The sequence below is a fragment of the Bacillus halotolerans genome (assembly GCF_004006435.1).
Lineage (GTDB): Bacteria > Bacillota > Bacilli > Bacillales > Bacillaceae > Bacillus > Bacillus halotolerans.
The window spans coordinates 750435-763003 of sequence record NZ_CP029364.1; the positions used below are offsets into that span (position 1 = coordinate 750435).

Here is a 12569-nt window from a genome sequence, read left to right on the forward strand (position 1 = left end):
AGGAGAGAATCGTTTTAATGATTCTCTCCTTTAACTAATTCTTGCATATCGTGCGGCAGAGCCGCATGAAACGTCATATTCTCCTGCGTCAGCGGGTGGATAAACGACAGCTGCTCACTGTGCAGCGCCTGCCTGTCAATCTTTTGTCTCGTTCCGCCGTACAACGTATCGCCGCACAGCGGGTGTCCGAGATAGCTCATATGGACGCGAATCTGGTGGGTCCGCCCTGTCTCAAGCTGCAATGCCACCGAGGTTAAGTCATCTGTTATACGTGTGACACGAAAGTGAGTAACAGCCTTCTGACCGCCCGGTGTCACCATCCGTTCAATGATACTGTCAGGATGTCTGCCAATCGGGGCGTCTATCTTTCCCTCTGTCTCTGTCATATGTCCATGCACAACCGCAACATATCTGCGTTTCACAAGGCCGTTTTTTTGCGCCGACGATAAAATGGAGTGGGCAAAGCGATGCTTGGCAATCAGCATGACACCTGACGTATCCCGGTCTAGCCGGGTGACAAGATGCACCGTGGCCCGCACTCCGTTTTTTTGGTAGTGATGGATGATGCCATTTGCTATGCTTCCCGCCGGGTGCTCTCGCGACGGAATAGATGACACATACGGCTGTTTGTTTATCACAAGCACGTGTTCATCCTCATACAGAATATCGAGCAGAACTGGCTCGGCCAAAAGCGTCTCGCTCACCTGTTCCTCAGGAAACTTTACAACAAGAAGGTCTCCCTCTCTCAATACGTATTTAACAGTCACATGCTTACCGTTAATGAGAAGATCTCCTCCGCTAAACTTGATGTCGGTCAGCAGACGTTTAGAAATCCCCAGCTCGCCCGCATATTCCTTTAAGGTCATTCCGTCTTCAGCGGAGGTAATGTTCTTTTCAATAATAAATTGCTCCACGATACGTCCTCTTTCTACTCACCTTTTCCGATAAATGAATCCTGGACTCTTTTCCAAAACGGAAACGGACGGAATCTTGCAAATCTTACATTTTCGGATGCAACCTGGCAGCGGATGGACTTTACATCCTTATGAAGCAGGGTTAAATGGTCAATTGTTACTTGAAAGTCAACTTCGTTTCTCGGTTTAATCATGCAATCATGATGGGAAGGGAGAAGGAGCGGTGATCCGACCGTCCGGAATACGCGGTTATTGATAGATGCCATTTCCGCCAGCTGAATCGCTCTGATGGATGGATGGATAATCGCTCCGCCCAGCGCTTTATTATAGGCTGTGCTCCCAGAAGGCGTTGACAGGCAAAGGCCGTCGCCTCGGAACGTTTCAAAGAGCTGCCCTTTGATTTCCACATCCGCCACAAGGCTTCCTTCTATGCTTTTAATCGTACATTCATTTAACGCCAAATATCTTTCCTCTCGCTCATTTTCATGATAGGTCACTATCACTTCAAGGAGCGGATATTCCACAGTATGATACGGTGTTTTCGCAATTGCGAGCACGAGTTTTTCAATTTCATGAGGAACCCAGTCCGCATAAAACCCAAGATGACCCGTGTGAACGCCGACAAAAGCCGTTTTATCTAACCTGTCGCTGTATCTGTGAAAAGCGTATAAGAGCGTCCCGTCGCCCCCGACTGAAATGACGATTTCCGGTTCATTTTCATCCAGTTCCATGTCAAAATCCAATAAATACGCCTGTATTTTGCTTTTCAGCGTATCAGAAACATTATCTCCTTTTGACGATACGGCAAATTTCATGCTTTTTCTTCCCCTTTACCTATTGATGCTCGCTTCCTTTTTTCTTTCTAGAAAAGGCAGCTTGAGCTTCCTGTATTTCACCCTTGATCTCCGACATCTCTTCATCAAGCCGCGAAGCCGCTTCAGAAGCGCGCTGAAGCCTCAGTTTTACTTTTTCAGGAATGTTTCCGCTGTATTTATAATTTAATGAATGCTCAATGGTCGCCCAAAAATTCATCGCCAGCGTACGGATCTGTATTTCAACAAGAACATGTTTCTCTCCGGATATCGTCTGCAAAGGATACATCACGACAAGGTGATATGACCGATACCCGCTCTCTTTATGTTCTGCAATATAATCTCTCTGATCCACAACGGTGAAATCTTTTCGGGCAAACAGCATTTCCTTTACAAATTGGATGTCATCGACAAATTGGCACATGATCCTAAGGCCTGCGATATCCTGCATGGTTTCAATTTCATGTAACGGTATGCTTTTCCGTCTGGCTTTTTCGAGTATACTCGCCACAGGCTTGACGCGTCCTGTCACAAACTCAATCGGTGAATGGTCATCCTCATATTCATAAAGCGTGCGGATCCCCTTAAGCTTCACTTTTAATTCTTCAACAGCCTGGCGGTACGGCACTAAAAAACGCTCCCATTGCTTGTCATCCATCATACATCCCCCAATTCAGCACCAGTTTCTATAGAAATACGCGTTTCACTTTTTCTTCCATTTCTTCTCCGTAGTTCGCATTATCTTTAATATTTTCTAAAAGATACTCCAGCTCCTCATAGAGGCCTGACAGCTCAATGCTTTCCTTCCCTGCCTCTAAAACAATCGGTTTTCTTTGATCATGGGCCTGCTTCAGTTCAGGCCATATATGTTCCTTTATCATGACATATTCAAAAGAATCAGCTAATTCAAGTATGTATACAAAAGCAATGTTGTCAGAATCAACAAGCATTTGACCTGACGGCTTGCGATCTGCTTCGATTCCTTCTGTCTCACAGGTAAGGCGAAGCTCATCATCCGATAGTGTTGCATTTAAGATTTCGATTCTGTTTTGCATAATGCTCTCCTTTATAAACAAAGTACAGATTCATTTTATCATATCAAGCTCGATATTGATAAACCTAACATCTAAAGAGATAATAGTAAAAATGAGATTTACAGAGCTGAAAGGAAGACAATCATGAGCCAAGAAATTGAAATTGAATTTAAAAATCTGCTGACAAAACATGAATTTGAAAACATAGCTGCAGCACTGCACTTGACAGAAAAAGAATTTACAAATCAAGAGAATCACTATTTTGATACAAACAGCTTCGCACTGAAACAAAAACATGCGGCGCTTCGAATACGCAAGAAAAATGGCGAGTATGTGCTGACGTTAAAAGAACCGGCTGAAGTTGGACTTCTGGAAACCCACCAGAAACTTTCCGGCGTATCCGACTTTACACGTTTCACGATTCCGAAAGGCCCTGTCGAGGACCAGCTGAAGAAGCTTCACATCGATACAGACGCCATTCATTATTTTGGATCTTTAGCAACAAACCGTGCAGAAAAAGAAACAGAAAAAGGTTTAATAGTTTTAGATCACAGCCGATATTTAAATAAAGAGGATTATGAAATCGAATTTGAGGCGGCTGACTGGCATGAAGGCAAGCTGGCCTTTGAAAAGCTGCTTCAGCAATTCAGTATTCCTCTGCGCGAAACCAAAAATAAAATTCAGCGTTTTTATGAAGAAAAACGAAAGTCTATATAAGGTGGAATGACATAGTGAACGTAACGAATTGGGCGGCTCTCCTTCAGCTTCAGGCATTACAGTCTATATCAAATGCAAGCAGCACGGGCAGTCAGAGTGCCGAAAGCCCGCTTTCAAGCTTCAGCTCCTTGCTCAGCCAATATACAAATGGACTGTCCCAGCAAACAACAGCGTCAGCAGCATCTTCAAGCCCGCTCAGCCAGCTGAACAGCGTTTACGGGACATCGCCGTCACTGCTTTCAGCTTACGGGCTTAACTCCTATTCAAACGGCAATGCCGGCCAAATGACAAAAGCGAGTGAAAGCACTGAAACAGCTGCTGTTGATACCTCCTCAAACAAACAAGAGGATAAAACCGTCAGCTCGGGTGATTTCTCAATCGACAGCGCTATAAAAAAAGCCTCTGACAAATACGGAGTCGATGAAAAATTAATCCGCGCTGTCATCAAACAGGAATCAGGCTTCAATGCAAAAGCCGTCAGCGGTGCAGGCGCAATGGGCTTAATGCAGCTGATGCCGTCAACAGCAACCTCACTTGGCGTTTCCAATCCGCTTAATCCGCAGCAAAACGTTGAGGGCGGAACGAAGTATTTAAAACAAATGCTGGATAAATACGATGGCAATGTATCCATGGCGTTAGCAGCTTATAACGCCGGACCGGGAAACGTTGATCGATACGGAGGCATTCCGCCTTTCAGAGAAACTCAAAACTATGTAAAAAAAATAACAGCAACCTATTACGCGTAACCGGAGCGGCTCTTGCCCTCCGGTTTTTTTGCGGAGTGAAATCTTACACATTCATGATTTGTATGTGATATGATATGAAATACAAACCCGGCTCTAAAGCCGAACCCTGTCTTCAAGCACATAAAAGGCAGTTTGTTTGTAGAAATGATGCCTTGTTGCTAAAATAAATCATAGATGAATTGAAATAAATACAGAAAATAACTTTTTGCAATAGGAATTATGATTCCTATTAGCCATATTTAAAGGAGTAGTCAACATGGGACAATCGTTTAACGCACCTTATGAAGCGATTGGAGAAGAACTTCTATCGCAACTTGTTGATACTTTTTATGAGCGTGTCGCGTCTCATCCTTTGCTTAAGCCCATATTTCCGAGCGATTTAACAGAAACGGCCAGGAAACAGAAGCAATTTTTGACACAGTATTTAGGCGGGCCTCCCCTTTATACTGAGGAACACGGCCATCCCATGCTCAGGGCAAGACATCTTCCCTTTCCAATTACAAACGAGAGGGCCGATGCGTGGCTCAGCTGTATGAAAGACGCAATGGACCATGTAGGACTAGAGGGCGATATTCGTGAATTTTTGTTTGGCCGGCTGGAGTTGACAGCAAGGCATATGGTGAATCAAACAGAAGCGGAGGATCGATCATATTGACAAACTATCAGCATGAGCAATACTTCGCCCATTGCCACGGCCATCCAAAAAAACCGCTGGAAATCTACATGTTTGTTGACCCTTTATGTCCCGAATGCTGGTCCTTAGAGCCTGTCATAAAAAAAATGAAAATCAGATACGGACGTTTTTTCACCTTACGCATCATCGCATCCGCAAGCCTTACAGCGTTAAATAAGAAACGCAAAAAGCACCTTCTGGCAGAAGCCTGGGAAAAGATCGCTAGCCGTTCCGGTATGCCGTGTGACGGCAGTGTATGGTTTGAGCAAGATCAGCCGCTCTCTTCTCCATATATGGCCGCTCTCGCATTTAAGGCAGCCGAACTTCAAGGAAGAAGAGCCGGTATGCAATTTCTTCGGAATATGCAAGAGAGTCTGTTCGTTTCGAAGAAGAATATTACGGATGAAAACGTGCTTTTGGAAATAGCGTCAAAAACAAGCCTGGATCTCGAGGAATTTCAAAAAGACCTTCACTCCCAAAGCGCGGTAAAGGCGCTTCAATGTGACATGAAAATCGCGGCTGAGATGGATGTTACAGCCACCCCGACGCTGACGTTTTTTAATACGCAGCATGAAGACGAAGGACTTAAAGTCCCCGGCAGCTATTCATATCATGTATATGAAGAAATCTTATTTGAGATGCTTGGCGACGAGCCGAAGCCGTCGGAAACACCGCCTCTGGAATGTTTTATTGAATATTTCCGTTTCGTTGCCTCTAAGGAAATTGCTCTTGTATATGATTTGAGTCTTGAAGAGGTAGAAAAGGAAATGAAAAAATTGGCGTTTGCTAAAAAGGTTGCCAAAGTAGAGGCCAAGCACGGAATGTTTTGGCAGTCCCTCACAAGCAGTTCTGATGAATACCAATCATGTGAAAAATAGCCGCAGGCGTGTATATGCTTGAGGCTGTTTTTTTGCGTAAAAATCAAACATATGTTCCGTTCAAAGCACTAAAGAAACCGCGCCGGGATAAGCGCGGTTTCATATGTCTTAACGACAACAAAGGGGATGGGAGAAATTTTTCACGGTCAAACAAAGGGGTAATGTTTGTTTGTGATCAATTTCACATCCTTATCATATCAAAAGTTGTCGACTGTTGACAACCATTAAGCTTAATGTTCATATTTTTGTCACAAAACATAACTGACAGATTTCATTCATATGCTTGTAAGGAACAAGGACGAGGAGGATCGCCATGATGTTTAATGTGATCTCAATTGTGTGCATTGTTGTTTTTTTCTGTTTAAATTTATTAGCTATGATGCATATGCTACCTCTTTACATTACATCCCCTCTGCTGTTTCTCTCTATTCTGTTTACCTTGTACCGCCTGAACCATCGGAAAACCTTTAAAGGATTTTAAAAAGCCTGTGCATCATTTATGCACAGGCAATTTTTTTAAGACTGCTTTACTTTTAACAGCAGTTCTTCCATCTCATCAAGTTTTTCCTCAAACATTTTGCACGCAGCTTCAATCGGTTCTGGAGACGTCATATCAACGCCCGCTTTTTTCAGGATGTCGATCGGATATTGTGAGCTGCCCGCTTTCAGGAAGTCAATATAACGGTCAACCGCAGGCTTGCCTTCCTTCAAAATTTGGCTGCTTAACGCCTGGGCCGCACTGTACCCTGTCGCATACTGATATACATAGTAGTTGTAATAGAAATGCGGAATCCTTGACCATTCAAGTCCGATTTCTTTATCAATCACCATGTCGTTTCCGAAATACTTTTTATTCAGATCATAATATACATTGGTCAGGAGCTCAGGTGTCAGCGGCTCTCCTTCTTGCGCTTTTATATGGATAAGATGTTCAAATTCTGCAAACATCGTTTGTCTGAAGACGGTTCCTCTAAAGCCCTCAAGCATATGGTTGAGAATATATAAACGCTGTTTTTCGTCCTCTAAATTGTTCAGCAAATATTCACCAAGCAGCGCTTCATTTGTCGTGGAGGCAACTTCCGCGACAAAGATGCTGTAATTGCCGTAAGGATATGGCTGGTGTTTTCTCGTATAGTAGCTGTGAACAGAGTGGCCGAACTCATGGACCAGCGTAAAGAGATTATTGACGTTATCATGCCAGTTCATTAAAATATACGGATTTGTGCCGTATGTTCCAGAAGAGTAAGCGCCGTTGCGTTTCCCTTTATTTTCATAAACATCAACCCAGCGGTTTTCAAGCCCCTCTTTTAAGATAGAGCGGTATTCTTCTCCTAAAGGTGCAAGCCCCTCTAGCATATAATCTTTAGCTTGTTCGTACGTAACCTTCATCCCCGCATCCTTCACAAGCGGTGTATACAGATCATAGATATGCACTTCATCCAGCTCAAGCACTTTCTTTCTCAGTGCAATATAACGATGCAGCAGCGGAAGATGCTTGTTAATCGTTTTGACGAGATTGTCGTATACCTCTTCAGGGATACTGTTGTTAGAAAGCGCAGCTTCTCGTGCTGATTTGTACTTTTTCATTCTTGCGTAGAAGTTGTCTTTTTTCACAGTCCCGCTCAAGGTAGTCGCCATTGTGTTTTTATATTGGCCGTATGTTTTATATACAGCGTCGAACGCATTTTTGCGGACTTCGCGGTTTTCGCTTTCTAAGAAATTAATAAAATTGCCGTGAGTGATCTGTTTTTCATTTCCCTCTTCATCTTTAATAGATGGGAATGTAATATCGGCATTATTTAACACGCTGAACGTATTTGACGACGAAGACAGCACCTCAGAAGCTTCAGCCAGCAGCGCTTCTTCCTTCTCGCTCAGCACGTGCGGGCGTTCCTTTGTGATTTCTTCAATCGCGTGTGAGTAAAGCTTCAGCTCTTCTTTTTCAAGAATAAACTGCTGCAGTTTGTCTTCCTCTATGGATAAAATCTCCGGAACAAGATAGGCTGTTGCGCTTGCGGCCTGTGTATACAGATTTCCAGCCTTATCATTAAGCCCCTGATAAAAGGAGTTCCCGGTATCTTGGTCTGAGCGCATATGCGCGTATGCGTAAAGTTTGCCCAAACGCTCCATCACCTTATCTTGGTAAGTAAGGGCTTCGTATAAATGATCAGCTGAATCAGCCAGCTTGCCTTTATACTTAGATAAATCCGGTATTAATTCTTTGACAGCTTGAAATTCTTTATTCCAGGCCTCATCACTAGGAAAAATATCCTCTAGTCTCCATGTGTCCTCTACCTTAACCTCGCTTCGGTCAGGCAGTTGATTAGCTTTTTTTTCCTCAGCCATGGTGATCCCCCTCGTTTTCTTTGATTCAAGCCAATTGAAAAAACGGTTGTTTCTCAATAAACTTGTGTTGTGAATATCTTCCGGTTTTTCACTGTCATTTGTCAAATCATATGCAGTTATGAAGAGAACGAATGCCAAAAAAGCAGTAAAAACACGAAAAACCTTTCCTTTTGTGCTTCTCACAACCAGCCCACCACCTTTGTCTTAGGGTGAGCCAAATCAGGAAAACTCATTCGATAAAACAGCTTCTGTCTTTTTCAATGAGATCCTGTAATGATTGGCTGCGCTTTGCGGGCTGATTCAGCACATATACTTCTTTCTGAGTCTCCCTCAAAAATCCCTTCTTGCACAAAAACTCAATGTACTGTTTAACCGCCTCAATGAAATCCTGATCCCTGTATACGCCTCTTAGCAAAATGTTCTTTTTATGAATGTGTATTTTGCAGTGCTGCAAAACGGCTGAAAAACGAATGGGCGCATGTTTATATCCAAGATCCGTAATAAACAGATAAAGATAGCCCTGCCATACAAAAACGGGGCTCTTAAAAACAGCTCCTTTCTTTACAGGAACAAACACCTCTGTCGGAAGAAAAGAGAGAGGTGTTTGCCGTTTTTCATAAAACAGAAGCCTGATCCGATTCATATCTTTAGAGAGAAAGCGATGAGTTTTGCGGCGAAAACGGAGAATGGCTCCTGTCCAATCTGAGTGCTTAAACGAAGAATCTGGTTCCGTGCAAAATAAATCTTCAGCCGCTGCCTGGCGGATTGGAATCGTTTGGACGGAGCAGTAAAAATGGGTTGTGTAAAACGGGATCATGCGGCTGAGCCTCAGGAAAGAATGTGTTTCGGGGCAGTAGCATAACAGATCACTGTTCGGACTGGCATTGATAAACTGCCAATGGAAAGCGGACAGCTGGTAAAAGGATGATGATGTCCGTTTTAAGCGGCTGCCTCCAAGAATCCACTGCGGTATCAGTCCTGCTTGTTTGAAACCGGCTGTTCTTTTTTGAAAGACATCTGGAGCGAGAGTCGCGCATTGGTATTCAACTGCAAGCGTATCCCCCTTTACTTTTGCCAAGATGTCGGGCCTTTGTTTAATCTCTTTCACGTACGGCTCTAAGAGCGGGGAAGCCTTTTGCGTTTTCAGCCATACATAAAGCTGCCGTTTTCCTTCTAAGTGATAGGCGCTCTCAGGTTCTATGTCTATCGTGCAAGACTTGTTCTGTTTATGGGCAAAATGCGGCGCTTTCTGAGACCCTAGCTTCACATCGAGCTCCTCTGCACACACCGGGCAGAAAAATCTGGTCTGCTTTAATTGTTCTCTCCTCTGCCTGCCTATAAGGTGAAACACTTGGCCGTCTTCTGTCACAGCACTAAACAATTGTCATCTCTCCTTTCCAGATTCATAACTCTTTCTGGAAATAACCGATGAACTCCTGTTCGCTGATGTTTTGCCTCTATGTATGTTTTTGATTTTCCAGCTTCAATATGTTGTTTTGAAATAGAAAAAAACCGATTTCCGTCAAGAAATCGGTCTGCTATGATGCAAAGTGTTTTTTTATCGTTTCAAGAGCGTGCTCTGACACAACCAGCTTGCCGTATTCTTCAAGACGGTGTATGCTGATTGAGGATTCAGACGCGTACTCCAACAGGATACTTAGCTGATTTTCAACCTCTTCATCAGTCAAATTGTAAAAATCCACATATAAATAATATCGGTTCTCAAACGAATATAAAGTCGTTTTACTTCCGTTAACGTTTAATTTAGATAGAGAAATTACATCTTCGAAGTCATCAAACCGCAAGACAAATTGAAGCTTTTGCTCCTTTTCTTCCTGATTGACTTCTTGCTCTTCTTTTTGAAAATCATCCAGCAAGGCGTCAAGATCCTCAGATGCTGCTTCTTGCTTTTTATCCTCAGGAATCGGCAGTTCGAGCTTTTGTCCGTCTTTGGAAAGCTGGGCTTTGGTGACGATAATTTCTAATCCTTTGTCCAGTGCCTGAACTTGAATCCAAAGAGGACCTTCAACAGCGAATTCCTCTTCCTCATGAACTTCATCCATAACTTCCCAGAATAGTTCTTCACTGCGCTCACGGTTATACCAAATTTCTTCTCTGTCAAAACCGCGATCTTCAATATCTCCATAAGACATATAAAATTTTACTGTATGCTCGTTAATTCTTTCAATTTCCATTTGCCAACCTTCCCTTCTATATAAGATGTTGAAGGGACATCTAAGCTCCCGATTAATAGTACTTTACTACACTTTACCCATTCCGTCCACATCTTAACCTTGAACCAAGGCAAGTGTGAATTCCTTTGTATTTCTATTTTATGATAAATCAGTCACAAAAGAAATAAAAATGCATCTTCGGCCAAAAAATGGCTTGTCTTCCGCACCGCTATCATAAATTGCGTCCCGCTTCATATATTAGTGGTACAAGCGATGGAACGAAAGCGAGGTGCCGATTCATGGAGCATGACTATCTGATATCGCTGCTGCTTATCGTCGGAATTGATCTGATTCTCGGCGGCGATAATGCAGTCGTGATCGCCATGGCCAGCCGAAATTTACCGGACAAGCAAAGACAGCAAGCCATTATTCTCGGAACATTTATCGCCGTTGCGATGAGAATCGGATTAACAAGCGCAGCGGTTTATCTTTTGAATATTCCTTTCCTGCAATGCGCCGGCGGAATTTTCCTTCTATATTTGGGATACCAGCTATTAATTGAAAAAAAAGACGCCCAGCATGTCAAAAGCAGCACCTCTCTGTGGAAAGCCATACGAACAATTGTACTCGCAGACCTGTTTATGTCGCTAGACAATGTTATTGCTGTCGCAGGAGCGTCGCACGGTGAGCTTTCTCTCGTTATGATTGGTCTGTGTGTATCGGTGCCGGTAATTATTTGGGGCAGCAAACTTATCCACATCGCGCTTGAGAAAATACCTTTATTGATTTATGCGGGAAGCGGATTATTGGCTTATACAGGCGGAGAAATGATTGTCCGGGATAAAAAGCTGTCTTTTTTTATGGCTCAGCACGGCGCCGTTGAAGCGCTTCTCCCCATTTTAACCGTCGTCTTTGTCATCCTTGCCAGCATTTATTATCAGCAGGTTGAAAAATAAAAGAAGGCTGATGTCTCAGCCTTCTTTTTAACGTGCGATCTATTAGTTTGCCAAACGCTGTGCTTCTCTTAATTGGAAAGAGCGGACTTTTCTTGGCAGGAAACGTCTGATTTCGTCTTCGTTGTATCCGACCTGCAAACGTTTTTCATCGATGATGATCGGACGGCGAAGCAAACCTGGGTGCTCGTTGATCAAGCGGTACAAGTCTTGCAGCGGCATTGATTCAACGTTCACATTCAATTTTTGGAATACTTTTGAACGGGTTGAGATGATCTCATCTGTTCCGTCCTCAGTCATTCTTAAGATTTGTTTTATTTCATCAATTGATAAAGGTTCAGAGAAAATGTTTCTTTCTACATAAGGAATCTCATGCTCCTCGAGCCACGCTCTCGCCTTTCTGCATGAAGTACAGCTTGGTGATGTGTATAATGTAACCATTCATCTTCACTCCTCTAATTAGTAGGATGAACATCTATTTTATTCTTAAATTGAAATTACTCTAAAAAAGGAATCTTTATAGGTATTATACTATAAAAAAGTAAGTGTGAACAGTGTCCTAAGAAAAAAATGTGTCAATCCAGCAAATTTTTATTTTATTCATGTGTTTGCATTCTCAATTAGCTTAACTCATCGAAAATATTTTTTTGCTTTTCTTCATCAATGAGTGTCAGGACTTCATCCGTTTTTTCGTATGATTCCCCGTACCATTTCTCATCTTTATAAGTATGAATGTTTTCATATGTCTGTTTCATGGCTTCAAGAATTTCTTCTTCTGATTCTGTTTTCGGTGACCAGTACAGAATCTCCATCTTGTTGACTTCATTCGTAGCCAATGACCGGCGCCGGTACCCAATTGACTGAGCATGCTTAAAATGCTCTCTTTGATAAAATCTCAGGCGTTTTTCTGTATCAGCATCATCTTCGTCCACAGGCTCCACCTCAAGCAATATCGGCTTATTTTTCTTTTTCAGCTTGGCAATCAGTTTGCCGCCAAGCCCCTGCCCTCTTGCATCTTTTGACACATACAGATAATCAACGAAGATAAAAGATTCAAATTCCGCAAACATTAAAATATGATGCTTGCCTTCGTCTTTATGATAAATATCGCTTCGCTCTTTCAAGAGAGCTTCCATATGCGCTTTTGATTTCAATTCTTCAATTGGAAAGTACTCGCTAAGCTTTTCGTACCAGTTCATTGATTTGCTCCTTATGAGTTCGTTGTCTTCATACTTTTAGATATACCCCATTTCTTCTTGTTTAAACAGCCTTACATCTATAAAGACGTACGAACGTTCCGCATGGTTTCATTTTTTTTCGGC

16 protein-coding genes are annotated in these 12569 nt (G+C 42.7%); 6 read left to right on the forward strand and 10 right to left on the reverse strand.

Features of this window, described 5'->3' with window-relative positions:
* Positions 1-14: 14 nt before the first annotated feature.
* Genes DIC78_RS03750 through DIC78_RS03765 form a run of 4 tightly spaced genes read right to left on the reverse strand, consistent with a single transcriptional unit; the run spans position 15 to position 2781 of the window.
* A complete protein-coding gene (locus DIC78_RS03750) occupies positions 15-914 on the reverse strand; it encodes an RluA family pseudouridine synthase (RefSeq protein ID WP_167492244.1) in 900 nt (299 codons plus the stop codon).
* A gap of 14 nt (positions 915-928) precedes the next feature.
* Positions 929-1729 carry an NAD kinase gene (locus tag DIC78_RS03755; protein ID WP_010333761.1) on the reverse strand — a complete coding sequence of 267 codons (801 nt, stop codon included), beginning with the start codon at positions 1727-1729 and terminating at the stop codon, positions 929-931.
* Positions 1730-1748: 19 nt separating this feature from the next.
* The gene (gene yjbM, locus DIC78_RS03760; RefSeq protein WP_024120930.1) at positions 1749-2384 is read right to left on the reverse strand and encodes a GTP diphosphokinase; all 636 of its coding nucleotides are present in this window, start codon (positions 2382-2384) and stop codon (positions 1749-1751) included.
* Positions 2385-2412: 28 nt separating this feature from the next.
* Positions 2413-2781 carry a UPF0738 family protein gene (locus tag DIC78_RS03765; RefSeq protein ID WP_127695462.1) on the reverse strand — a complete coding sequence of 123 codons (369 nt, stop codon included), beginning with the start codon at positions 2779-2781 and terminating at the stop codon, positions 2413-2415.
* 123 nt (positions 2782-2904) lie between these two features.
* Between DIC78_RS03765 and DIC78_RS03770 the strand changes: the two genes are divergently transcribed.
* The 5 genes from DIC78_RS03770 (at position 2905) to DIC78_RS03795 (ending at position 6255) form a co-directional block, all read left to right on the forward strand.
* On the forward strand, positions 2905-3477 hold the full coding sequence (locus DIC78_RS03770; protein WP_024120928.1) for a CYTH domain-containing protein: 573 nt from the start codon (positions 2905-2907) through the stop codon (positions 3475-3477).
* Positions 3478-3491: 14 nt separating this feature from the next.
* A complete protein-coding gene (locus DIC78_RS03775; protein WP_167492245.1) occupies positions 3492-4223 on the forward strand; it encodes a bifunctional muramidase/murein lytic transglycosylase in 732 nt (243 codons plus the stop codon).
* 256 nt (positions 4224-4479) lie between these two features.
* Positions 4480-4878 (forward strand): globin domain-containing protein, encoded by a 399-nt coding sequence (locus DIC78_RS03780; protein ID WP_010333756.1) that lies wholly within the window; start codon positions 4480-4482, stop codon positions 4876-4878.
* A complete protein-coding gene (gene spxH / locus DIC78_RS03785) occupies positions 4875-5774 on the forward strand; it encodes a protease adaptor protein SpxH (protein ID WP_024120926.1) in 900 nt (299 codons plus the stop codon). Before DIC78_RS03780 ends, spxH begins: the two co-directional genes overlap by 4 nt.
* 313 nt (positions 5775-6087) lie before the next feature.
* Positions 6088-6255 (forward strand): hypothetical protein, encoded by a 168-nt coding sequence (locus DIC78_RS03795; protein WP_024120925.1) that lies wholly within the window; start codon positions 6088-6090, stop codon positions 6253-6255.
* A gap of 35 nt (positions 6256-6290) precedes the next feature.
* Here the strand turns inward: DIC78_RS03795 and pepF are convergent, their stop codons facing one another.
* From pepF to DIC78_RS03815, 4 genes are all read right to left on the reverse strand, one after another.
* On the reverse strand, positions 6291-8120 hold the full coding sequence (gene pepF / locus DIC78_RS03800) for an oligoendopeptidase F (protein WP_167492246.1): 1830 nt from the start codon (positions 8118-8120) through the stop codon (positions 6291-6293).
* Positions 8121-8349: 229 nt separating this feature from the next.
* Complete coding sequence (locus DIC78_RS03805) at positions 8350-9501, reverse strand: competence protein CoiA family protein (protein ID WP_106020543.1); 1152 nt, start codon at positions 9499-9501, stop codon at positions 8350-8352.
* 157 nt (positions 9502-9658) lie between these two features.
* Positions 9659-10315, reverse strand: coding sequence for an adaptor protein MecA (gene mecA / locus DIC78_RS03810; protein ID WP_127695466.1), 657 nt, complete (start codon positions 10313-10315; stop codon positions 9659-9661).
* Complete coding sequence (locus DIC78_RS03815; protein WP_120698858.1) at positions 10282-10407, reverse strand: hypothetical protein; 126 nt, start codon at positions 10405-10407, stop codon at positions 10282-10284. The genes mecA and DIC78_RS03815 overlap by 34 nt, the downstream gene beginning before the upstream one ends.
* A 186-nt stretch (positions 10408-10593) precedes the next feature.
* On the opposite strand from DIC78_RS03815, the gene DIC78_RS03820 reads away from it, so the two are divergent.
* Positions 10594-11250: a TerC family protein gene (locus tag DIC78_RS03820; protein WP_044156385.1), complete on the forward strand. Its 657-nt coding sequence runs from the start codon at positions 10594-10596 to the stop codon at positions 11248-11250.
* A 42-nt stretch (positions 11251-11292) separates the two neighbouring features.
* Here DIC78_RS03820 and spx read toward each other — a convergent pair whose 3' ends face one another.
* The gene (gene spx / locus DIC78_RS03825; RefSeq protein ID WP_024120919.1) at positions 11293-11688 is read right to left on the reverse strand and encodes a transcriptional regulator Spx; all 396 of its coding nucleotides are present in this window, start codon (positions 11686-11688) and stop codon (positions 11293-11295) included.
* Between the two features lie 179 nt (positions 11689-11867).
* Positions 11868-12446, reverse strand: a complete 579-nt coding sequence (locus DIC78_RS03830; protein WP_010333747.1) for a GNAT family N-acetyltransferase — start codon at positions 12444-12446, stop codon at positions 11868-11870.
* Positions 12447-12569 lie beyond the last annotated feature (123 nt).

Bases quoted from the DNA above. Each gene is read 5' to 3' on its own strand.
- DIC78_RS03830 (WP_010333747.1), bottom strand. From the start codon at position 12,446: ATGAACTGGTACGAAAAGCTTAGCGAGTACTTTCCAATTGAAGAATTG.
- DIC78_RS03780 (WP_010333756.1), top strand. From the start codon at position 4,480: ATGGGACAATCGTTTAACGCACCTTATGAAGCGATTGGAGAAGAACTT.
- mecA (WP_127695466.1), bottom strand. From the start codon at position 10,315: ATGGAAATTGAAAGAATTAACGAGCATACAGTAAAATTTTATATGTCT.
- spx (WP_024120919.1), bottom strand. From the start codon at position 11,688: ATGGTTACATTATACACATCACCAAGCTGTACTTCATGCAGAAAGGCG.
- DIC78_RS03795 (WP_024120925.1), top strand. From the start codon at position 6,088: ATGATGTTTAATGTGATCTCAATTGTGTGCATTGTTGTTTTTTTCTGT.
- DIC78_RS03815 (WP_120698858.1), bottom strand. From the start codon at position 10,407: ATGTGGACGGAATGGGTAAAGTGTAGTAAAGTACTATTAATCGGGAGC.
- pepF (WP_167492246.1), bottom strand. From the start codon at position 8,120: ATGGCTGAGGAAAAAAAAGCTAATCAACTGCCTGACCGAAGCGAGGTT.
- DIC78_RS03765 (WP_127695462.1), bottom strand. From the start codon at position 2,781: ATGCAAAACAGAATCGAAATCTTAAATGCAACACTATCGGATGATGAG.
- DIC78_RS03770 (WP_024120928.1), top strand. From the start codon at position 2,905: ATGAGCCAAGAAATTGAAATTGAATTTAAAAATCTGCTGACAAAACAT.
- yjbM (WP_024120930.1), bottom strand. From the start codon at position 2,384: ATGGATGACAAGCAATGGGAGCGTTTTTTAGTGCCGTACCGCCAGGCT.
- DIC78_RS03755 (WP_010333761.1), bottom strand. From the start codon at position 1,729: ATGAAATTTGCCGTATCGTCAAAAGGAGATAATGTTTCTGATACGCTG.
- DIC78_RS03820 (WP_044156385.1), top strand. From the start codon at position 10,594: ATGGAGCATGACTATCTGATATCGCTGCTGCTTATCGTCGGAATTGAT.